We start from the raw sequence: 19,384 nt of genomic DNA, 5'->3' as shown, positions 1-19,384 counted from the left end.
ATCCTTAGATGACCACCAGCTCGCCTTCGAGGGCTCCCGCCTCGTCGAGGGCTTGCAGGATGGCCATGACATCATCCGGGGTCGCCCCCAGGGAATTCACCGCCTTGACGATCACCTCCAGGGAGGTGCCATCCGGCCAGACAAACATGTTGTTGCGCTCCCGGTCAACCTGGATCTGGGAGTTGGGCGTCGTGGTGGTCCGCCCGTTGGAGAAGGCATTGGGCTGGCTCACCGTCTGGCTCTCACCTATGGTCACCGTCAGGCTGCCGTGGCTGACCGCCGCCTTGTGCACCTTGACCCCCTGCCCCATGACCACGGTGCCGGTACGGCTGTTGAAAACGACTCGCGGCCGCTCCTTGCCCATGTCCACCTGGATGTCCTGCAACAGGGCCATGAAGGAGATCCGCTGGCTCTCGTCCCGGGGAGCCGCAATCTGGATGCGACCGGCGCTGACCGCCTTGGCCACGGGGCCAAGCTGGCGGTTGATCTCCCGCTCCACGTTGCGGGCCGTCTTGAAGTTGGGCTGGTGCAGGTTGAGCGTCACTTCCGGCTTGTCCGAGAAGTTGCTGGCCACCTCCCGCTCGATGATGGCACCGTTCGGGATGATGCCGGCCGTTGGCACGTTGATGGTCACGGAGGAGCCGGATTGCCCCTCCGCCTTGACCCCTGCCACCACCAGGTTGCCCTGGGCGACCGCATAGACTTCACCGTCGATGCCGCGCAGGGGAGTGAGCAGCAGCGATCCGCCTCTCAGGCTCTTGGCATCGCCGATGGAGGTCACGGTCACGTCCATCTGCTGACCCTTGCCGGCGAGGGCGGGCAGCGTCGCCTGCACGGAGACGGCAGCCACGTTCTTGAGCTTGGGGTCGATGTCATCGGGCAGCTGCACCCCGAACTGCTTGAGCATGTTGGTCATGGACTGGCCGGTGAATTTGACCTGACTGCGATCCCCGGTGCCGGAGAGGCCGACCACCAGGCCATAGCCCACCAGCTGGTTGGCTCTCATCCCCTGCACGTCGGCAATGTCCAGCAGGGCCCGTTTGGCGGGGACAGCGGCGCCGGCCACGCCCGACAGCGCCAGGCAGAGCAGGGCGATATACCATCTGTTCATCGAAATCCTCACAAGGGGGAGAAGGCGGAACTGAAGAAGCGCGACAGCCAGCCCATCTGGTTGCTGTCGGCCAGGGCACCGCGACCGGCATAGGTGATGCGGGCATCGGCGATGCGCTGGGACGAGATGCGGTTGCTCTGGTCGATGTCCTCGACCCGCACCATGCCCCCAAGACGGATGTACTCATCCCCCTGGTTGAGGCGGATCCACTTCTCCCCCCGGATCCCCAGCACCCCGTTGGGCATCACTTCGGCCACGGTGACCGTGATGGCCCCCGCCAGAGTATTCTGCTGGCTGGAGGTCGCCCCGCCGTCGAAGTCGCGATCCGCCTTGATAGAGGCACTCCAGTCCGGTCGGGAAACACCGCCGATGGAAGGCACAGGCACGCTCAGATTGCTGTTCTTGTTCATGCTGGTGTTGGCCTTCTTGCTGGACTGGGTGCGCTCCTCCAGCATGACGGTCAGGATGTCGCCGACCCGGTAGGCACGGCGATCCTGGAACAGGGTCATCATATAGTCGTTACGGTAGAGGCTGCCATCCTCCCCCACCCCGGCTTTCGTCAGCTCGGAGCGGGAAGGAGCCCACTTCTCGTCACCGGGCTCGGGGGCCTGCAACTCATAGGTGGAGCAGCCCCCCAGCAGCAGGGCGAGCACGACGCAATACCACACCGGCCTCATCATCACAGCGCCTGGGTCACGAATTTGAGCATCTGATCGGCGGAGGAGACCACCTTGGCATTCATCTCGTAGGCGCGCTGGGTGGTGATCATGTCCACCATCTCTTCCACCACGTTCACGTTGGAACTCTCCAGGGTGAACTGCTTGATGGCCCCCATGGCCTCTTCACCCGGAACCCCTTCGATGGCTTCACCGGAGGCACCGGTCGCCCGGTAGAGGTTGCCCCCCAGGGCTTCCAGACCGGCCGGGTTGGAGAAGTTGGTCAGGGTGATGCGCCCCAGCTCCACGTTCTCCTGCTGTCCCGGCAGGGTGGCGCTCACGGTGCCGTCTGTGCCGATGGCGATCTTGGTAGCGTTGTCCGGGATCTGGATCTGCGGCAGCATGGGCAGGCCGTCGGCATTGACCAGCAGCCCTTCCGCATTGCGGTGCCATTGACCGTTGCGGGTATAGGCCGTCTCGCCATCCGGGCGCTCGACGCTGAAGAAGCCGGCCCCCACCACCGCCATGTCCAGCTCCTGATTGGTGTTCTGGAACTGCCCTGGCGTGAATACCTTCTGGGTGCCGACCACCCGCACACCGTTACCCATCTGGATGCCGATGGGGGACAGGTTCTGCTGATCCTGCTGGGCACCGGGCTGGCGCTGAACCTGATAGAACAGATCCTCGAACGCCACCCGATCGCGCTTGAAACCGACCGTGTTGACGTTGGCCAGGTTGTTGGAAATGCTGGCCATCTTGGCATCCTGTGCCGACAGACCCGTCTTGCTCACCCAAAGCGCTGCATGCATCTTCGTTTCTCCACCTGATTCGTTCGAACGGGGTGCACCCCGTCAGTATTCATTCCCGGCCGCCATGGCCGCCGTCAGCCCTGGCCAGAGATCAGCCTGGCACCCTGCCTGGCCTGCTCGTCCGCCGTCTTCATCAACTTGACCTGCAACTCGAAATTGCGGGTCAGGGACATGCTGCCGATCAGCTCGTCCACCGCGTTCACGTTGGCCCCCTCGAGGAAACCGGACGCCAGCACCACCTGCTCGCTGATCTCGGCATCCCCGCCCTGGCGCTGGCGGAACAGGCCGTCAGCCCCCTTGACCAGCTCGGCCGGATCCGGGTTCACCAGCTTGAGCCGGCCCACGTCCAGACGGGCGCCGCCCCCCGGCGGGGTGATGCTGAGGGAGCCATCCTTGCCAAAGCTCAGATCCCGATAGGCGGGCAGCACCATCTCGCCGCCATCCCCGAGCACGGGACGGCCGTTGAGGGTCAGCAACCCCTCCCCGTCCACCTCCAGGTTGCCGGCACGGGTGTAGGCCTCCTTGCCGTCTGCTGTCTGCACGGTGAGAAAACCGTCGCCGCGGATCGCCACGTCCAGCTTGCGGCCGGTCTGCATCAGGGCACCCGCCCGAAAGTCGGTTCCCGCCTGCTCTTCCCTGGCCATGACCCGGCTCTGGTAGCCATCGCCGGTCAGGGCATAGGCGGACGCCCGCTCGAAGTCGGCACGAAAACCGGCGGTATTCACGTTGGCCAGGTTGTTGGCCCGGATCTGCTGGGCCATGAGGGTGTGTTGCGCCCCCGACATGGCGGTATAGATAAGCTTTTCCACGAATCACGCCTTAGAAGGAGTTGAACAGGACCTGGGTCATCTTGTCCGCCGAGCTGATGGTCTTGGCGTTGGCCTGGTAGTTGCGCTGGGAGGTCATCAGGCTGACCAGTTCCCCGGTCAAGTCGACGTTGGATGCCTCGTAGGCTCCCGCCGTCAGGCCGCCCAGGGTCCCGCTGCCCGGTGCCCCCAGCACGGGCTGGCCCGAGCTGAACGACTGCTGCCAGGTGGTGTTGTTCGCTTGCAGCAGGCCCTGGGGATTGGCGAAGTTCGCCATCACCACCTGACCCTGGAGCAGGCTCTGGCCGTTGGTGAAGGTGGCGTAGACACCGCCGTCCGCATCCACCCTGACCCCGGTCAGATCCCCGGCGGTATAGCCGTTGGACTGGTTGCGCGTGGCGTTGAAATCGGAGGCGTACTGGCTGACCCGGGCCAGATCGGCGGTGAGGGTGATGGGCTCGGCACCGGCGGGGGCCAGGTTCAGTACGGGGGCCGTGGTCGGCGACTTCAGGGTGCCGTTGGTGTTGAACTCCATGGTCACCGGCGCACCGGTCTGGGTCCCGTTGAAGGCATAGTTGACCTGCCAGGTGTTCTCGCCGGTCTTCACGAAATACTGGGTGACGGTGTGCTCGACCCCAAGAGAGTCATACACCTTGCTGGACTGGGAGTAGCTGAAGCTGTCCGCCTTGGCGGGATCGAAGGGGTGCAGCCCCTGGTCGATGACGCTGGCGTCCGCCTTGAGGTTCGCCACGAACTCCAGGGTGTCAGACGGCTTGGCCGCCAGGCTGCCCGCCTTGACCTGAATGTCACCCACCACGCCGGATTGCAGCTCACCCGCATCATTGGTCACATAACCCTGCAGACGGTTGCCGCTGGCGGTGATCAGGTAGTTGCTGGCATCACGCTGGAACAGGCCGGCCCGGGTATAGGAGGTCTGACCGTTGTCATCCTTGAGCACGAAGAAGCCGTTGCCGGAGATGGCCAGATCCAGGCCCCGCCCGGTACGGGTCACATCCCCGTTGCGATCGAAGTTCTGGGAGACGTTGCTCATCTCCACGCCGCCGGCCTGGCCGCCACCGTAGATGGCGGCAAACTCGGCACGGCTGGACTTGAAACCGGCGGTGCTGGCGTTGGCCACGTTGTTGCTGATGACGCTCAATTCCTGGTTGACGGCGCGCAGGCCACTCAGTCCGATATTAAAAGACATGTTTCGCTCCTATCTGGTTACGCCGACTTGCCAAACTGGACGGCGCTGAACAGGGGAACCTCCCCCACGCCTGCCACTTGCAGCATGATCTCGCCCGTGCCCGGCAAGCTGACGCGCTCCACCTGGCTGGCTACATAATTGCGGGTGGTGGTGGCGACTCCCCCCAGGGAAGCCTTCACCTCGAAGCTGTATTCGCCAGCGGGCAGCACCGGCAATTCGTAATCCAGCGCCCCCGCCTTGCTCTCGCCCCAGTTCTTGGTGGCGACCAGGGTGCCGTGCTTGTCATAGACCTTGAGCTCGACCGTGTCGGCCGCGCCGCCCAGCTCCACCTGACCGCGGATCGCCTTCTCCTGCTCATGGCCAAGGGTCTGGCTCGGCACCATCACTTCCTTGTCGATGAGATCCGTGCTCTGGAGCACCTGCTGGGTGTCCATCATGTTGATGGACTTCTGCTGCAGCACTTTCAGGCTCTCGACCCCTTCCACCATGCTGAACTGGGCCAGCTGGGTAACGTACTGGGCACCATCCAGGGGGTTGGTGGGATCCTGGTTCTGGATCTGGGCCACCATCATCTGGAGGAATTCGTTGCGAAGCTGGACCCCCTGCCCCTCGGAAGTACCGTTGGCGGCTATCTCAGGGGTGGCGGCGCGCTGGCTGGCGCTGCGGGCGGTATCCAGGCTGCTGACTTGAGGCAGGCTCATTTACACCCCCTGACCAAGACGCAGCAGCCCTTGCTGCATGCTGTTGATGCGGTTGATCACCTCGACCGAGGTCTCGAATCCCCGGGAGGCGCTCATCATGTCCGCCATCTCTTCCACCGCATTGACGTTGGAGTAGTAAACGAAGCCATCCCCGTCGGCCAGGGGATTGGTCGGCTCCAGACGTTTCTCCACCTGGCGGTCAGACTGGACGATACCGGCGATCTGCACCTGGGCTGCCCCCAGCCCCTCGGCCTCCTGCACCCGCTGATAGAGGGTGGAGAAGACGGGCTTGATGGCGCGGAAGGCGGCCTCTTCGCTGCCGGCGGCGCTGTCGACGTTGGCGAGGTTGGAAGCCACGGTGTCAAGGCGGACGGTCTGCGCCCGCATGGCGCTGCCGGCGATGTCATAGATGCGATTGAACGACATGATTAACGGCCCTCGATCGCCTTGGCGATCCCGGTGATTTTCATATTCAGGAAGGTGAGACTGGTCTGGAAGTCGGTGGCATTGCTGGCAAACTTGCTCTGCTCCACGCTGAGCTCTGCGGTGTTGCCATCCATGGAGACCTGATAGGGTATGCGGTAGAGGGGATGTTGCATGTCATTGCCCATGGTGCCCTCGCTGATGGTGCTGCCCGGCTCTCCTGCCTCCACCTGCCGGGCGACCCGGCCGAGGATGGCCTTGTAATCCACATCCCGTGCCAGATAGCCCGGGGTATCCACATTGGCCAAGTTCCCTGCCAGAATACGAGCCCTGTCTGCCCGCACATCGAGGGCATAGGGGTGTACGCCAAGCGCACTGTCAAATGAGATACTCATGCTTCATCCTTCTTGTGAACCAGTCAGACCGGTGCATCCTTTATCAAGACTCATGCCAATCATGAAAAACCGTTGTTTCCGCTGGTCAGGCCATCACCCCTGGCTGACAAGAGTGACAAAAGGGGAAGCATTGTTTCCCATAGGGAAGCGAGCAGGTCTCCTTGCCCTGCTGCTCCTGGCGCTCCCCTCGTGGGCGGCCACTTCGTCGCTGTCGCAGCAGTTGACCGACGGTCTGAGGGCAGATGCCGAAACGGCACTGGGGGAGTATCTGCGCCAGCAAGCCTGGCCAGAGACCCGGGCCGACTATCAGGTCTGGCTCTCCCCCGCCGTGGCCCACCTGCCGGCATGTCGTCAGGCGGTTCGCTTCCAGGCTGGCGGGCAGTATCGCCAGCCCTGGGGGCGGCGCCCCTATCTGGTGGAATGTACCGAGCCCGCCTGGCAGTTGCGGGCCCGGGTGGAGGTCACCCTGATGTTGCCGGTCTGGGTGGCGGCACGGGACATCCCCAAGGGACATGTCATCGCCCCGGAGGATCTGCTGGAGAAATCCCTCGATGCCAGCCGGTTGCAGCGGGGCTTCACCCACAGCTCGCAGCCCCTGGCAGGCAGCAAGAGCCTTCGCCATCTGAGGATGGGGCAACTGGTCGGTGAACTCGATCTGCAACAGGCCTGGGCCGTCCGGGCAGGGGAAGGGGTGCTGATCCGGGCCGGGCAACCGGGCTTTTCGGCCACGACCCGTGGAACGGCCTTGTCAAACGGCGCCATCGGTGAAGGGGTGAGGGTCAGGAATATCGGTTCCGGCAAAGAGATCCAGGCCTGGGTGGTTGACAAGGGGGAAGTCGAAACCCGCTTTTAGCGCAGAAATGGCGAGTTTGATTCAAGTTCGGCCACCTCAGGGTCGCCTGTCACAAGAGAGACCACCAGGAATTCACGTTATGAAAATCACACGCACCGACCCTGTCTACGTTCAACCCCAGTCTCAGCGCAAGGCGGGAGCCACACCGGCACCCCAGCCCCAGGCCAGCCAGGGGGAAGCCAGGATCAGCGCCACCGCCCAGACCATCAATCAGGCGAGGGTCGAGCTGGCCTCCACCTCTGATGTGGACATGGAGAAGGTCAACCAGATCCGCCAGGCCATCAGCGAGGGTCGGCTCGAACTGGACATGGATGCCCTGAGCCAGGCCATTCTGGACATGCATCGCCGATGAGTCTGCCTCCCAAACAACGGATCCAGCAGTTGATCATCGGCATCCGGCAGGATTGTGGCCGCTACGCCGACCTGCTGCAGTTGCTGCTCAATCAGTACCGTCTGCTGGCAAGCCACGACGTGGCCGGGCTGACGGAACACAACCGGCAACAGACCCGGCTCATGGGCGAGATCCAGCACCAGGTCAGGCTGCGCTGCGAACATCTCCAGGCACTGGGGCTCAAACCTGACGAACGGGGCATGGCCATCCTCATCGGCAAGCTCCCCTCCCCGCTGCGCCAGCAAGTGGACGAGCAGTGGCAGCGGCTGGAGCAGTTGCTGCTACAGTGCCGCCGCCAGAACGAGCAGAACGGCCGCCTGCTGGCAAGCCAGATAGAGACCATCCACACCCTGCTGGGCCAGGAGTCATCCTATGGCAGGCAGGAGCACTTCCCCGACTGACCCTTTACGTTCCCTGCCGGGCACGATGACCCAGTGCGGCGAGTTCGTCGAGCTGCCGCTGCTCACCCGACTCCTGACGCTGACGGGCCGCCAGGGCCCGCTTGTCCAGCAACAGCTCCAGCCCCTTGACCCGACCGAACTGCCTGACGAGCTGCCCCTCGTGATGAGCCAGATCCTGGCTGGCGAGCGCACACTGCTGCAACTGGTGGATCAGCAGGTGGCGAAGCTGCCCCTGCATCTGCTGCTTGTTCTGCCACAGCAGGGGATGAAAGCTCGACGAGCCCGGATGCATCGTCTCGATGACCTCCTGCAGCCTGAGGGCTCGGTGCTCCTCCTTCATCGCCACCTCGCGCAGACGCTGCCGCTCCTTGCCCATGGCCTCCAGGGCATCCTGCTGCAGACCGAGATAGGATTTCAGCATGCCGCCTCCTTACGCCCTGCCGAGCACATGCTTGAGACCGCCCAGCACCTGGGTGATGGGCGTCTCTTCCTGAATGCCCTGCTGCAGGAAACTGGCGATCGCAGGATAGCGCTGGACCGCCTCGTCCATCTGGGGATCCGCCCCGGGCTGATAACCCCCCAGGGGCAGCAACTCACGCACCTGCTGGTAACGGCCCCAGAGCTGGCGCAGATTCACAGCCAGCCCCTGCCATTCGGGAGAGACCACCTGAGGCATCACCCGGCTCACCGAGGCACCGATGTCGATGGCGGGATAGTGCCCCTCCTCCGCCAGGCGGCGGGTCAGCACGATGTGACCATCGAGAATGGCCCTGGCGGAATCCACCACGGGATCCTGCTGGTCATCCCCTTCCGCCAGCACGGTATAGAAGGCGCTCAGGCTGCCCTCGGGGTGCGTGCCGTTGCCCGCCCGCTCCACCAGCTGGGTAAGCAGGCTGAACACCGAGGGCGGATAGCCGCGGGTCGCAGGGGGTTCGCCGATGGCCAGCGCGATTTCCCGCTGGGCCTGGGCGTAGCGGGTCAGGGAGTCCATCAGCAGCAACACATCCTGACCCTGTTCGCGGAAATATTCGGCGATGCGGTGGCACAGCTGGGCGGCGCGCAGCCGCATCAGGGGGGACTGATCCGCCGGTGCCGCGATCACCACGGCACGGGCAAGCCCCTCGCTGCCCAGGCTGTGTTCGATGAACTCCCTCACCTCCCGGCCACGCTCGCCGATGAGCCCCACCACCACGATGCGGGCGCTGGTATTGCGGGTCATCATGCCGAGCAGCATGCTCTTGCCCACACCTGAACCGGCAAACAGTCCCAGACGCTGGCCCTTGCCCACCGTCAGCAGGCCATTGATGGCCCGGATGCCCACGTCGAGCGGTTCGCGTACCGGGGTGCGCAACAGGGGATTGGGAGGGGAGGAAAACAGGGGAACCCGTTCCCCTTCCTCTTTCAGGGGACGGCCATCCAGCGGTTGCAGCAGGCCATCCACGACCCGGCCAAGCAGATGCTCGCCGACCCGGATGGTCTCCTCTCCGTCGACGGGCAGCACCCGGGCGCCGGCATAGAGACCGCTCATGGGCTGGAGCGGCATCAGGTAGGAAATGTCACGGTTGAAGCCGACCACTTCCGCCAGCAGGGCGGCGCCGGTGGCGGTCTCCACCTCGCAGCGCTGCCCCATGATGAGCTGGCACCCCACGACTTCCAGAGTCAGGCCGGTCACGCGCACCAGCCTGCCATAACGACGATAGCCGGGCACCTCCTCCAGGCTATCGAGGGCACAGGTCAGCGCCTGTTGCAGCGCATCATGCATCCGAAGAGAGTTCCAGGGTCTGGTTGAGTTGTTCGATGCAGCGGCCGAGGCGCTCCCCCGTGTTGATCTCGACCACCGCGGCCCGTGTCTCGATGCGGGCGTCCCCCACGGCCAGTGCCGGATCCACCTGCAACGGCCACTTCTCGCAGCGGGTCACCCCCTGCTCAGCCAGGCGCTGCCGGTCTCCTTCGTTGAGGTAGATCACCAGCTCTTCCGACTCGCTCGGCAGGCTGGCCATGGCCTGCTCCACCTGCTGGAGCACCTGCTGGGGATTGAGGGTGAACTCGGCCTGAATCACGCGCTTGGCCACCTGGGCCACCAGCTGGGCGACCAGGGCCTTCTGTTCCAGCATCCGGGCCCGGGTCAGGGATTCCCACTGCTGCTGCAACGTTGCAAAGGGCACCATGGCCTCATCGAAGGCGGCACGTCCCTCGGCCAGCCCCTGGGCCAGACCACGCACCTGTCCCTGCTGCAGCCCCTTGGCTTCCCCCTCGAACAGGCCACTGGCCAGCCCCTGCTGGTAACCGGCCTGATACCCTTCCGCCTGCCCCTGCTCCAGCCCCTGCTGGTAGCCGTATTCGAACTCTTCCTGCTGGCTTCTGGCCTCTTCCCCGCTCTGGCCCAGTGCCGGGAAGCGGTAGAGACGGGTGGCACCTGCCGCCAGTTTGCGCACATGCTGACTCATGCCTGTCTCCTGTTAACTGACGGTGGGCTCTTCGAACAGCTGGAACTCGATCTCGCCCTGCTCCACCAGCTCGCGCACCAGCTTCATGGCCTCTTCCCGGGCCTGCTCCACTTTGCGCAGGGAGACGCTGCCCTGATCCTGGATCTGGGCCTCCAGTGCCTGTGCCATCCGTTTGGGCATGGCGCCAAGTACCACCTTGCGGAAACCGGCATCGGTGTTCTTCAGGGCCAGGGCCAGCAGATCCGCCGGCAGCTCCTGCACCAGACGTTGCAGGGTATCGTCGCTCTGGCGACGCAGGGCCATGAAGTCGAACATGTTCTTCTCGATTTCGAGGGCCAGCTCACCATCGTGCTCCCGCAGCAGGGTGAGCATCTGCTCCTTGTTCCCCTGATAGCGATTGAGGATATCGGCCACCTGGCGCACCCCGTTGACCTTGGCGCCGGACTGATCGGCCACATAGGCGAGGCAGCGATCCAGGGTGAGCCGCAGCTCACCCAGCACGTGTTCGCTGACCGAGCTGAGGCTCGCAACCCTCACCAGCAGATCGTCGTGCACCGACCCCGGCAGGGCATCGAGCACGGCAGAGGCGGTCTGGGGGGGCAGAAAGGCGAGCAAGACCGCCTGCATCTGGGGATGCTCATTGCGGAAGAAGCGGGCCAGCACATCCGCCGGCACCCATTGCAGGCGCTGGATGTCCTGGCTCATCGCATCGCCATAGAGGCTGTCGAGCAGGCTGCGGGAAAGCCGCTGGCCCAGCGCCAGATCCAGGGTCTGTTCCAGATATTCCCGGGAGGCGCTGCCGATGCCGCTCTGCTCGCGATACTGGTTGAAGAACTGCTGCAGCGTCCACTTGGCTTCTATCGAACTCACGCCGGAGAGGCTGGCCATCTTGGAGATGAGGCGCTGCACTTCGTCGCGGGACAACTTCTGCATCACCTTGGCCGCCGCCTCGGTGCCCATGCTCAGCAGCAGGATCGCGGCTTTTTCCAGATTGTCGATGTCGATGTCGACCGCGTTCTGATTCAGATTAACGTTGCTCATTGCCACTCACCCATTGTCTGACCACTTCCGCCACCCGGGCCGTGTCCTTGTCTACCAGCAGTTGCAGGTGCTTGAGCTGGACTTCCAGCTCGGAACCCGGTTCGGGCAGCGCCTCCAGATCCAGGGAGGAGAACTGGGGCTCGAGCCGGAACTCGGACTGAGACTGGGACAGGCTCTTGCCCGTCGCAGACTCTTCCAGTTCCCCATCCCCTTCCCGGCGCATGGAGAGGCCCATGGTCGGCTCCTGCTCCTCGTCCGGCTCCTGTGCGGCATCAGTGTCGGGATATTGCTGGGTACGCACCAGGTGCTTCACCAGAGGACGGATGCCGAAGAACACCAGGGTCAGCCCCAGCAAACCACCCACCAGGTAACGCAGGGAGTCTTGCCAGTAAGGGGTTTCCAGCCAGCTCGACGCTGGCGGCTCCACCGGCACCGCACCGGTGAAATCGAAGACCTGCAGACTGATCTGGTCGCCACGGGTGCCGTCAAAGCCCACCGAGCGCTCCACCATCTGGCGGATCTGCTCGAGCTGTTCCGGACTCCACCCCTCCTTGGGGGCGCTCTGCTGATTGAGCAGGATGGAGACGTTCATCTTCTCCAGTCGTCCCTGCTGATAGCGGGTATGCACTATGGTGCGGCTGCTTTCATACTGCCTGCTGACTTCCTGCCGCTCGGTGCGGGTATCGTTCTTGGCAGGCTTCTGGGCAGCATTCCCCTCGGTGGCGGCCTGATCGGTCTTGGGAGCGGTTTCGGGCGGTCGATTGGAGAGCGCACCGGGGATACCGAGGGCCAGGGCATCGATGGTCTTGTCCGATTTGTTGGACTCCCTGGTCACCACGGCATTGGGATCGAGCTGTTGCTGGGTCTCTTCCACCGCATTGAAATTGACGTCCGCGGCGATCTGCACCCGGAAGTTGCCCGTGCCCAGCATGGGGGAGAGCATGTCGCTGGCACGCTGGCGAATGTACTGCTCCAGCTTGCGCACATATTCCATCTGCTGGACGCTCTGCTTGCCGAAACCGGCCTTGTCGCCGAGCTCGGCACTCAGCAGCTGGCCGCTTTGATCCACCACGGTGACGGCCCCGGGCTTCATGCCGGAGATACTGCCCGCCACCAGGTTGGCAATCGCCTCGACCTGGCCCGGCTCCATGGTCTGGCCCGGTTGCAGATCCAGCATCACGGACGCGCTGGGTTTTTCCTCGTCGCGCCCCACGAACAGGGTCCGCTTCGGAATGGCCAGATGCACCCGGGCACTGCGCACCGCATCCAGGGAGATGATGGTTCTGGCCAGCTCCCCTTCCAGGGCATGGCGGTAGCGCGCCCCTTCCATGAACTCGCTGGTGCCAAGGCCGGTGACATTGTCGAGCCCCTCCAGGCCGGACGGCATGGCCGCCCTCACGCCCCGCGCGGCCAGCGCCATGCGGATGTGGGCCAACTGGCTTTCAGGTACCAGGATCTGGCCGGAGCTTTTCTCCAGCCGGAAGGGTACCTGCTCCTTCTCCAGCATCTCCATGATGTTGGCGGTGTCGTAAAGCTCCTGCTTGCCGTAGAGGGGCACGTAATTCTTGCTGGAGGTCCAGAGGATGACCACTATGGTGGCGGCAACCACGGCGGCCAGCAGCGCGATGGTCAGAATGGATTTGTTGTCGCGAGACAGGGTACGCCAGTTGCGCACCCCGTCCTGCACCCGGGCCAGCAGGGAGCCCGACGCCCCCGGTGCGGAGGATACCAGTTCAGTCATGATCAACCTCAGAGCGGCATGCGCATGATGTCATCAAAGCCCGTCATCAGTTTGTTGCGCACCTGCATCAGGGCGGAAAAACTGAGACCGGCCTTCTGGCTGGCCACCATGGCCCCCACCAGATCGTCGCTCTGACCCGCATCGACGGCGGTCATCAATCGGGAGGCGATGTTCTGCTGCTCGTTGACGCGGCCGACGACGTCGCGCATGGCGTCGCTGAACGAGACGCCTGACGCCTCGTTCGGTTCGATGGAAGGGGGTTGACTGGCGACTCGCTGCATTTCCTGCATCTGCTGCAGGAGCGTCACCTGTGATGACATGATCTCAATCTTCACTCGGTTATCCCTTAGTTTTGTATCTGCTGCTCGACATCGATGCCCTGCTCGCGCATGGCAGCCAGCTTGTATCTAAGTGCCCGGGTCGTCATTCCGAGGGCTTCGGCCGTGCGTGTCCGGTGACCACGGAAACGGCGCAACGTCTCAAGGACGAATTGAAATTCAGCATGCCGCTTGGTCTCGCTGAGCCCCTCGGGGGCCGCAAGCGCCTGCGGTTGCGGGGTGTCGGCTTCGGCGGCGTAATGGGGCAACATCAGATCGACGGCCTGAATATGCAAGCCGCGAGCCATAATTAGCGCTCGCTGAATCACGTTGTCCAGCTCGCGCACATTGCCAGGCCAGTCATAGGAGAGCAGTTGCTGACGGGCACTCTCGCCGAGGCGATACCCCTGCTGTGCGGCGTAGCGTTCGATGAAGTATTCCGCCAGAGGCAGGATGTCATCCCGCCTCTCCCGCAGTGCCGGCCAGCTCATGGGAAGCACGTCGAGCCGGTAGAAAAGGTCCTCGCGAAACGCGCCCTGCAGCACCAGCTCCCTCAGGTCCCGGTTGCTGGCGGCGATGATCCGCACATCCAGCGCGATCACCTGATGACTGCCGAGGCGTTCCACCTCTTTCTCCTGCAGCACCCGCAGCAACTTGGCCTGCAGCGCCAGCGGCAGTTCGGAGATCTCGTCGAGCAGCAGAGTGCCGCCCTGGGCCAGCTCGAATTTTCCCTGCTGGTTGGCGGTTGCCCCGGTGAAGGCCCCCTTGCTGTGTCCGAACAGGATGGATTCGAGCATGGCTTCCGGGATGGCCGCACAGTTGATGGCCACGAAAGGCTTGCCGGCCCGGCTGGACATCTCGTGGATGTAGCGAGCCAGTCGCTCCTTGCCTGTTCCGGATTCGCCACCGATGAGGATGGTGGCCGATGTCTTGGCTGCCCGCCGGGCAAGCTGCAACACCTGCAGGCTCTGGGGAGACGTGGCGATCAGATTGGGAATGGCCTGGCGCAGGCGCAGGGCCCCTCTCACCACATCGAGGATCTGGCGCTGGCTGAAGGGCTTGATGATGTAGTCGATGGCGCCGGCCCGCATGGCTTCCGCCGCCAGGTAGGCCTGATGCTCGTTGACCAGAATGACGCAGTCGGTCCCTGCCAGCGTCTGCACCATGGCGGGCCCGGCCTCGGTCATGACCGCCATGTCGAGCAGAATGAGATCGACCGCATGGTTCGAGAGAAATTGCTTGGCCAGCGACACGGAATCGACACAGGAAACACGATAACCGGCACTGAGCAATATACGATCAACATCGTTTCCATTTGATAACGAAGCGGAAACTAATAATAAATGAGCATGCGTTTCAATACCGGTCGGTATTGAATTTTCCTTGCTAGATAAATCAGAAAACATATATCCCGAACCTGTGATTGCACATGAATCAATCAACAGAACTGATGCGTGAAAAATAAAGACACACAAATAGAGACAGCACCCGTTATTGAGTGAATGGTCTGTATCGGTATAAAAACAAGGCGGGAAATCATGGCCTTGGTAACCCCGCTATCATTAGCATCAATGCTGTTAGACCGGAGGCTTTGCGTCCTGACTTTTCAGTTCAGTTTGCCTTTATCATGCGACGACCCGTATTTGGATGGCATGGCTACGTTGTCCCTGAAGCCATGTGATACATCCGACTATTTCTATTTTTTCTTTGCTGTCAGTATGTATCGCGTCAAAAGTCGTCACATGATAGCGGCTTTATATGACAATTCAAGCAGATATGCGGAATAGGCGCTTCCTGTCCCTGTGACGCCAAGGCAATTCCACTTCAGCCCAGAGTCCCGATGACTTCGACTCGCAAATCTTCCGGTATCTCGTTATAGGAGAGCACCTTGAGGCCTTTCGAGAAAGAACGGGCATAACGGGCTATCAGCGGTCTGAGCTGGGGCATCACCACCAGCACGGGCGCATATCCCTGTTGCTGCAGTTGCTCCTTCACCAGCGGCATATTCTGCTGCAACTGCGCCAGCAACTGGGGATCCACCGGGAAGCTGTCCAGCTGGATTTTGCCCTGCTGCTGTGACTGGCTCATGGCCGTCAGCAGGGTCTGCTCCAGCCGGTCATCCAGGGTGAAGGCCGCCAGCACGTCGCGGGACCCTATCGCCTGTCTGACGATCTGGCGCTTCAGTGCGCAGCGCACATCGGACGCCAGCAGGACGGGATCCTTGGTCAGCTCGCTCGCATCCAGCAAGGTGGTGGCGATGGTGCGGATGTCGGTGAGGCTGATCTGCTCCTTGAGCAACTGGCGGAAGACCCGCAGTTGCTGCATCTGGGTCAGGGCCAGATTGAGCTCTTCCGCAAGACGGGGGGACTGGGTCGCCAGATGCTGACCCAGCTTGCCCACCTCGTCATGACCAAACAGGCCGTCGAGCTGCTCCCTGAGCAGCTTGCTGGCGTGAGTCGCGATGACGGTGGCGGAATCCACCACCGAGTAGCCCAGATTGAGGGCCTTGGCCTTGTTGTCCGGCGAAATCCAGACCGCACTCATGCCATAGGCAGGATCCTGTGTCAGCTCGCCATCCAGGGCGCCATAGGTCTCACCGCTGCTGATGGCCATCAACCGCTGGCAATCCACATTGCCCGAGGCCAAAGGGATGCCGGAGAGCTTGATGCGGTACTGATCCGGCTGCAATTGCAGGTTGTCCCTCACCCGGATCTCGGGCAGCAGGAAGCCGTACTGCTCGGAGAGTGTCTTGCGAATACCGCGCACCCGGGCCAGCAGCTCGGCCCCCTTGTCCGCCTCCGCCAGCGGTACCAGGCGATAACCCAGTTCGATGGCGACCGCGTCCACCGGGGGCAGATCCTGCCACTCCAGTCCCTGGGGCTCCGGCTGCACCATCTGGCGCGTCAGCGCCTCGGCCGCATCCAGCGCGGGATCCTGCACCCGGCGCTTGCTGACGCTCCAGCCGGTCCAGGCCAGCACGGCCGCAAAGCTGAGGAAGGCCAGCATGGGCATGCCGGGAACCAGCCCCAGGATCAGCATGACGGTAGCCGCCGTGTAGATAACCCGAGGAGAGGCCAGGATCTGCTGGCCAACCTGATCCGACATCTCCCCTTCGTCACTCACGCGGGTGACGATGATGGCTGCCGCCGTGGACATCAGCAGGGAGGGGATCTGGGCGACCAGACCGTCACCTATGGTGAGTAGGGCATAGATGCGGAAGGCATCGGAAACCGGCAGCGAGTGCTGGAAGATGCCGATGGCCAGGCCCCCTACCAGGTTGATGATGAGCACCAGCAGACCGGCGATGGCATCACCACGTACGAACTTGGAGGCCCCGTCCATGGCCCCGTAGAAGTCTGCTTCCCTGGCGATCTCCTCCCGTCTTGCCCGGGCCTGGTGCTGATCCAGGGTCCCTGCATTGAGGTCGGCGTCGATGGCCATCTGCTTGCCCGGCATGGCGTCCAGGGTGAAGCGGGCGGACACTTCCGAGATCCGCTCGCCCCCCTTGGTGATCACCACGAAGTTGATGATCATCAGAATGACGAAGACCACCAGACCCACCACGTAGTTGCCACCGATGACCACTTCGCCGAAGGCCTGGATCACCTTGCCGGCCGCTTCGTTGCCCTCATGGCCGTGCAGCAGCACCACCCGGGTGGAGGCGACGTTGAGGGAGAGGCGCATCAGGGTGGCCACCAGCAGCACGGTCGGGAAGACGGAGAAGTCGAGGGGCCGGCGGGCCGAGACGGAGACCAGCAGCACCAGCACCGCCAGCACGATGTTGAAGGTGAACAGGGCATCCAGCAGCCAGCCTGGCAGAGGCAGTATCATCATCGCCAGGATGGCCAGCAGCATCATGGGGATGGCTGTATAGGATTGGGTAAAGACACGCCAGTTCACAACTTACCTCTCAGGTTGACGTAATTCGGGCGGTACGTGCAGGGGGGCAAGGGGATTGGGTTTCCTGCCCTTGCCAGCCTCATAGGCCCGTAGCTGCAATACATGGTTCAATACATAGGCGACCGCGGTGTACAGACCCGCCGGCACTTCCTGATCCACCCGGGTGGAGTAGTAGATGGCCCGGGTCAGCTCGGGCAGGCTCATCACCCGCTTGTCATGGGCTTTGGCCACCTCGCGGATCCGCTCCGCCATGCCGTCCACCCCTTTGGCAATCACATAGGGGGCGTTGGCCCGCTCGGGATCGTACTTGATGGCCACCGCATAATGGGTCGGGTTCACTATGATGACATCGGCCTGGGGCACACGCTGTTCGATGCGGGCCCTGGCCAGCATCCCCTGCACCTGGCGGATCCTCGCCTTGATTTCCGGACGCCCCTCGCTGTTCTTGTGCTCGTCCTTGACCTCCTGCTTGGTCATCTTCAACTGCTTGTTCAAGGACCAGCGCTGGTAGGGCACATCCAGCACCGCGATGAGCATCTGCACACTGCCTAGCAAGATGAATGCCTGGGAGAGGATCCGCAGCGCCTGCTCCATGGCCGCCTGGGGAGGCATGCGGTTCATCATCATCAGAGTGGGCCACTGGTGCTGGAGCATCATGGCCAGGGTGCCGCCGATCAGCAGCACCTTGAGCAGGGATTTCAGGAGTTCCATCAGGCTGTGAGTGGAGAACATCCGCTTGAGCCCCTTGAGCGGGTTGAGCTTCTCCCCGCTTGGCATCAGCTTCTTCCAGACCAGCACCATGCCGCCAGGCACGCTACTGAGCAGCACCAGCAGCAGGGCCAGCACGCCGAACAGAGGCAGCAGCACCCACAGCATCCCGATCAGGGCGTCCGCGGTCCACTGGATCATCATCTGGGGATCCCGTGCCCCTTGCCAGTTGAAACGCTGAGGCTGCTTCATCAGCTCGGCAAAGAAGAGCCCGAAACTCGGTACCATCCACTGCATGACCAGACCGCCGACGAGCAGCAGGCCGGCCGAACTCAACTCCCTGGAGCGTGCAATCTGGCCCTCTTCCCGCGCCTTGCGCCGTTTCTGGGAAGAGGCCTCTTCGGTTTTGTCCTGGGCGCTGTGCTGGCTCATGTCGGCGTCAATGCCCTGAGCTGGGTCAGCACGTAACCGACCAGATCCAGATAGCGGGCCGGGACGCCGCTGATGGAGATGGCCATGGTGAGCAGCCCCAGCAGCAACGTCATGGGGAAGCCCAGAGAGAAGATGTTCAGGGAAGGGGCCGTGCGATTGAGCACCCCAAAGGTGAGGTTCACCATCAGCATGGCCACCACGGCAGGCAGGGTCAGGATGAGGGCGGCTCCGATGCTCCAGCCAAACAGGCCGATGACCCCCTTCAGATCGAGGACGTAGAGCGAGGTTCCCGGCGGCCAGGTCCGCAGGCTCTGCACCAGGACATCCAAAGTCACCAGATGGCCGTTCAGACCGAGGAACAACAGGGAGCAGAAGACCAACATGATCTGGCTGACGATGGGCGCCGTGTCTCCGTTGGAAGGATCGTTCATCACCGCCATCCCCAACCCCATCTGCATGGAGAGGATCTGCCCCGCCATGGTCATCACCATGAACAGCATCTGTATGCAGAGCCCGAACAGCAGACCGAACAGCAACTGCTCCAGGGTCAGCACCATCATGCCGGCACTGAGGGGATCCAGCGCCGGCATGCCTTTCATCATGGGGGCGATCAGCAGACTGATGACGAAGGCCAGCAGGATGCGAACCTGTGCAGGCACCCGGCCGTCACCGAATACCGGCATCACCCAGAAGGCGGCCGCGATGCGAATGAAGGGCCACCACCACTGTCCCAGCCAGGCGGTCAGCTCGGCCGCACTGAACGACAGCAGGGAGTTCATCCGATAAGCCCGGGGATCTTCTGGAACAGGTCGGCGAACAGGGTGGTGATCTGCGACAGCAGCCAGTTTCCCGTGAAGATGAGGGTCAGCAGGGTCACGATGAAACGGGGCAGGAAGCTCAGTGTCTGTTCCTGGATCTGGGTCGCCGCCTGGAAGATGCTGACCACCAGCCCGACGATGAGACCGGGCACGATCAGCACCGAGACCATGATGACCACCAGGTTCACGGCCCCGCCCACCAGGGCCACACTCTGCTCGGGGGTCAC

Annotated in this window: 22 protein-coding genes and 1 riboswitch; of the genes, 3 read left to right on the top strand and 19 right to left on the bottom strand. The window is 63.0% G+C overall.

Annotated elements, in window-relative coordinates:
- Positions 1–4: 4 nt before the first annotated feature.
- The 8 genes from fgIL to lfgB form a co-directional block, all read right to left on the bottom strand.
- On the bottom strand, positions 5–1,111 hold the full coding sequence (gene fgIL, locus C2U37_RS09805; RefSeq protein ID WP_041211813.1) for a lateral flagellar basal body P-ring FlgIL: 1,107 nt from the start codon (positions 1,109–1,111) through the stop codon (positions 5–7).
- A gap of 8 nt (positions 1,112–1,119) precedes the next feature.
- Positions 1,120–1,791, bottom strand: coding sequence for a flagellar basal body L-ring protein FlgH (flgH, locus tag C2U37_RS09800; RefSeq protein WP_041211814.1), 672 nt, complete (start codon positions 1,789–1,791; stop codon positions 1,120–1,122).
- Positions 1,791–2,576: a lateral flagellar basal-body rod protein LfgG gene (gene lfgG, locus C2U37_RS09795; protein WP_041211815.1), complete on the bottom strand. Its 786-nt coding sequence runs from the start codon at positions 2,574–2,576 to the stop codon at positions 1,791–1,793. The genes flgH and lfgG overlap by 1 nt, the downstream gene beginning before the upstream one ends.
- A gap of 74 nt (positions 2,577–2,650) precedes the next feature.
- Complete coding sequence (gene lfgF / locus C2U37_RS09790) at positions 2,651–3,385, bottom strand: lateral flagellar basal-body rod protein LfgF (RefSeq protein WP_041214015.1); 735 nt, start codon at positions 3,383–3,385, stop codon at positions 2,651–2,653.
- A gap of 10 nt (positions 3,386–3,395) precedes the next feature.
- Positions 3,396–4,589 (bottom strand): lateral flagellar hook protein FlgEL, encoded by a 1,194-nt coding sequence (gene flgEL / locus C2U37_RS09785; RefSeq protein WP_041211817.1) that lies wholly within the window; start codon positions 4,587–4,589, stop codon positions 3,396–3,398.
- A 17-nt stretch (positions 4,590–4,606) separates the two neighbouring features.
- Positions 4,607–5,290: a flagellar hook assembly protein FlgD gene (locus C2U37_RS09780; RefSeq protein WP_104452189.1), complete on the bottom strand. Its 684-nt coding sequence runs from the start codon at positions 5,288–5,290 to the stop codon at positions 4,607–4,609.
- Positions 5,291–5,716, bottom strand: coding sequence for a lateral flagellar basal body rod protein FlgCL (gene flgCL / locus C2U37_RS09775; protein WP_041211819.1), 426 nt, complete (start codon positions 5,714–5,716; stop codon positions 5,291–5,293). It abuts the gene before it with no gap.
- Positions 5,717–5,718: 2 nt separating this feature from the next.
- A complete protein-coding gene (lfgB, locus tag C2U37_RS09770) occupies positions 5,719–6,108 on the bottom strand; it encodes a lateral flagellar basal body rod protein LfgB (RefSeq protein WP_041211820.1) in 390 nt (129 codons plus the stop codon).
- Between the two features lie 61 nt (positions 6,109–6,169).
- Between lfgB and lfgA the strand changes: the two genes are divergently transcribed.
- From lfgA to flgN, 3 genes are all read left to right on the top strand, one after another.
- Positions 6,170–6,961: a lateral flagellar basal body P-ring formation protein LfgA gene (lfgA, locus tag C2U37_RS09765; protein WP_041214017.1), complete on the top strand. Its 792-nt coding sequence runs from the start codon at positions 6,170–6,172 to the stop codon at positions 6,959–6,961.
- A 79-nt stretch (positions 6,962–7,040) separates the two neighbouring features.
- A complete protein-coding gene (gene flgM / locus C2U37_RS09760) occupies positions 7,041–7,313 on the top strand; it encodes a flagellar biosynthesis anti-sigma factor FlgM (RefSeq protein WP_041211822.1) in 273 nt (90 codons plus the stop codon).
- Positions 7,310–7,753 carry a flagellar protein FlgN gene (gene flgN, locus C2U37_RS09755; RefSeq protein WP_041214018.1) on the top strand — a complete coding sequence of 148 codons (444 nt, stop codon included), beginning with the start codon at positions 7,310–7,312 and terminating at the stop codon, positions 7,751–7,753. The genes flgM and flgN overlap by 4 nt, the downstream gene beginning before the upstream one ends.
- 4 nt (positions 7,754–7,757) lie before the next feature.
- On the opposite strand, the gene lfiJ is transcribed toward flgN, so the two are convergent.
- The 11 genes from lfiJ to fliQ all read right to left on the bottom strand — a co-directional run bounded on the left by lfiJ (position 7,758) and on the right by fliQ (position 19,384).
- Entirely contained in the window at positions 7,758–8,174 is a 417-nt protein-coding gene (lfiJ, locus tag C2U37_RS09750; RefSeq protein ID WP_104452188.1) for a lateral flagellar protein LfiJ, read from the bottom strand.
- Between the two features lie 9 nt (positions 8,175–8,183).
- Positions 8,184–9,515: a lateral flagellar FliI-like assembly ATPase LfiI gene (gene lfiI, locus C2U37_RS09745; RefSeq protein WP_041214019.1), complete on the bottom strand. Its 1,332-nt coding sequence runs from the start codon at positions 9,513–9,515 to the stop codon at positions 8,184–8,186.
- A complete protein-coding gene (lfiH, locus tag C2U37_RS09740; RefSeq protein WP_041211826.1) occupies positions 9,508–10,200 on the bottom strand; it encodes a lateral flagellar assembly protein FliH in 693 nt (230 codons plus the stop codon). Before lfiH ends, lfiI begins: the two co-directional genes overlap by 8 nt.
- 12 nt (positions 10,201–10,212) lie before the next feature.
- The gene (gene fliGL / locus C2U37_RS09735) at positions 10,213–11,241 is read right to left on the bottom strand and encodes a lateral flagellar motor switch protein FliGL (RefSeq protein ID WP_041211827.1); all 1,029 of its coding nucleotides are present in this window, start codon (positions 11,239–11,241) and stop codon (positions 10,213–10,215) included.
- Complete coding sequence (gene fliFL, locus C2U37_RS09730; protein ID WP_406568613.1) at positions 11,228–12,973, bottom strand: lateral flagellar M-ring protein FliFL; 1,746 nt, start codon at positions 12,971–12,973, stop codon at positions 11,228–11,230. The genes fliGL and fliFL overlap by 14 nt, the downstream gene beginning before the upstream one ends.
- A 17-nt stretch (positions 12,974–12,990) precedes the next feature.
- The gene (gene lfiE / locus C2U37_RS09725) at positions 12,991–13,317 is read right to left on the bottom strand and encodes a lateral flagellar hook-basal body complex protein LfiE (protein ID WP_080767903.1); all 327 of its coding nucleotides are present in this window, start codon (positions 13,315–13,317) and stop codon (positions 12,991–12,993) included.
- Positions 13,318–13,328: 11 nt separating this feature from the next.
- Positions 13,329–14,591 (bottom strand): lateral flagellar response regulator transcription factor LafK, encoded by a 1,263-nt coding sequence (gene lafK, locus C2U37_RS09720; protein WP_269475233.1) that lies wholly within the window; start codon positions 14,589–14,591, stop codon positions 13,329–13,331.
- Between the two features lie 251 nt (positions 14,592–14,842).
- Positions 14,843–14,930: riboswitch (cyclic di-GMP riboswitch) on the bottom strand.
- A gap of 193 nt (positions 14,931–15,123) precedes the next feature.
- On the bottom strand, positions 15,124–17,199 hold the full coding sequence (gene lfhA, locus C2U37_RS09715; RefSeq protein WP_041211829.1) for a lateral flagellar biosynthesis protein LfhA: 2,076 nt from the start codon (positions 17,197–17,199) through the stop codon (positions 15,124–15,126).
- Positions 17,200–17,202: 3 nt separating this feature from the next.
- Entirely contained in the window at positions 17,203–18,339 is a 1,137-nt protein-coding gene (gene flhB, locus C2U37_RS09710) for a flagellar biosynthesis protein FlhB (protein WP_041214022.1), read from the bottom strand.
- Complete coding sequence (lfiR, locus tag C2U37_RS09705) at positions 18,336–19,118, bottom strand: lateral flagellar biosynthetic protein LfiR (protein WP_104452187.1); 783 nt, start codon at positions 19,116–19,118, stop codon at positions 18,336–18,338. The genes flhB and lfiR overlap by 4 nt, the downstream gene beginning before the upstream one ends.
- The gene (fliQ, locus tag C2U37_RS09700) at positions 19,115–19,384 is read right to left on the bottom strand and encodes a flagellar biosynthesis protein FliQ (protein ID WP_041211832.1); all 270 of its coding nucleotides are present in this window, start codon (positions 19,382–19,384) and stop codon (positions 19,115–19,117) included. The genes lfiR and fliQ overlap by 4 nt, the downstream gene beginning before the upstream one ends.

Source organism: Aeromonas sp. ASNIH1, from assembly GCF_002934285.1.
GTDB classification, from domain to species: Bacteria; Pseudomonadota; Gammaproteobacteria; order Enterobacterales; family Aeromonadaceae; genus Aeromonas; species Aeromonas caviae.
This window is presented reverse-complemented; position numbering and strand designations above follow the sequence as displayed.

Bases quoted from the DNA above. Each gene is read 5' to 3' on its own strand.
- fgIL (WP_041211813.1), bottom strand. From the start codon at position 1,111: ATGAACAGATGGTATATCGCCCTGCTCTGCCTGGCGCTGTCGGGCGTG.
- fliGL (WP_041211827.1), bottom strand. From the start codon at position 11,241: ATGAGCAACGTTAATCTGAATCAGAACGCGGTCGACATCGACATCGAC.
- flgN (WP_041214018.1), top strand. From the start codon at position 7,310: ATGAGTCTGCCTCCCAAACAACGGATCCAGCAGTTGATCATCGGCATC.
- lfgG (WP_041211815.1), bottom strand. From the start codon at position 2,576: ATGCATGCAGCGCTTTGGGTGAGCAAGACGGGTCTGTCGGCACAGGAT.
- C2U37_RS09780 (WP_104452189.1), bottom strand. From the start codon at position 5,290: ATGAGCCTGCCTCAAGTCAGCAGCCTGGATACCGCCCGCAGCGCCAGC.
- lfiH (WP_041211826.1), bottom strand. From the start codon at position 10,200: ATGAGTCAGCATGTGCGCAAACTGGCGGCAGGTGCCACCCGTCTCTAC.
- flgM (WP_041211822.1), top strand. From the start codon at position 7,041: ATGAAAATCACACGCACCGACCCTGTCTACGTTCAACCCCAGTCTCAG.
- lfgB (WP_041211820.1), bottom strand. From the start codon at position 6,108: ATGAGTATCTCATTTGACAGTGCGCTTGGCGTACACCCCTATGCCCTC.
- flgH (WP_041211814.1), bottom strand. From the start codon at position 1,791: ATGATGAGGCCGGTGTGGTATTGCGTCGTGCTCGCCCTGCTGCTGGGG.
- lfgA (WP_041214017.1), top strand. From the start codon at position 6,170: ATGAAAAACCGTTGTTTCCGCTGGTCAGGCCATCACCCCTGGCTGACA.
- flgEL (WP_041211817.1), bottom strand. From the start codon at position 4,589: ATGTCTTTTAATATCGGACTGAGTGGCCTGCGCGCCGTCAACCAGGAA.
- lfiR (WP_104452187.1), bottom strand. From the start codon at position 19,118: ATGAACTCCCTGCTGTCGTTCAGTGCGGCCGAGCTGACCGCCTGGCTG.
- flhB (WP_041214022.1), bottom strand. From the start codon at position 18,339: ATGAGCCAGCACAGCGCCCAGGACAAAACCGAAGAGGCCTCTTCCCAG.
- lfiI (WP_041214019.1), bottom strand. From the start codon at position 9,515: ATGCATGATGCGCTGCAACAGGCGCTGACCTGTGCCCTCGATAGCCTG.
- flgCL (WP_041211819.1), bottom strand. From the start codon at position 5,716: ATGTCGTTCAATCGCATCTATGACATCGCCGGCAGCGCCATGCGGGCG.
- lfiJ (WP_104452188.1), bottom strand. From the start codon at position 8,174: ATGCTGAAATCCTATCTCGGTCTGCAGCAGGATGCCCTGGAGGCCATG.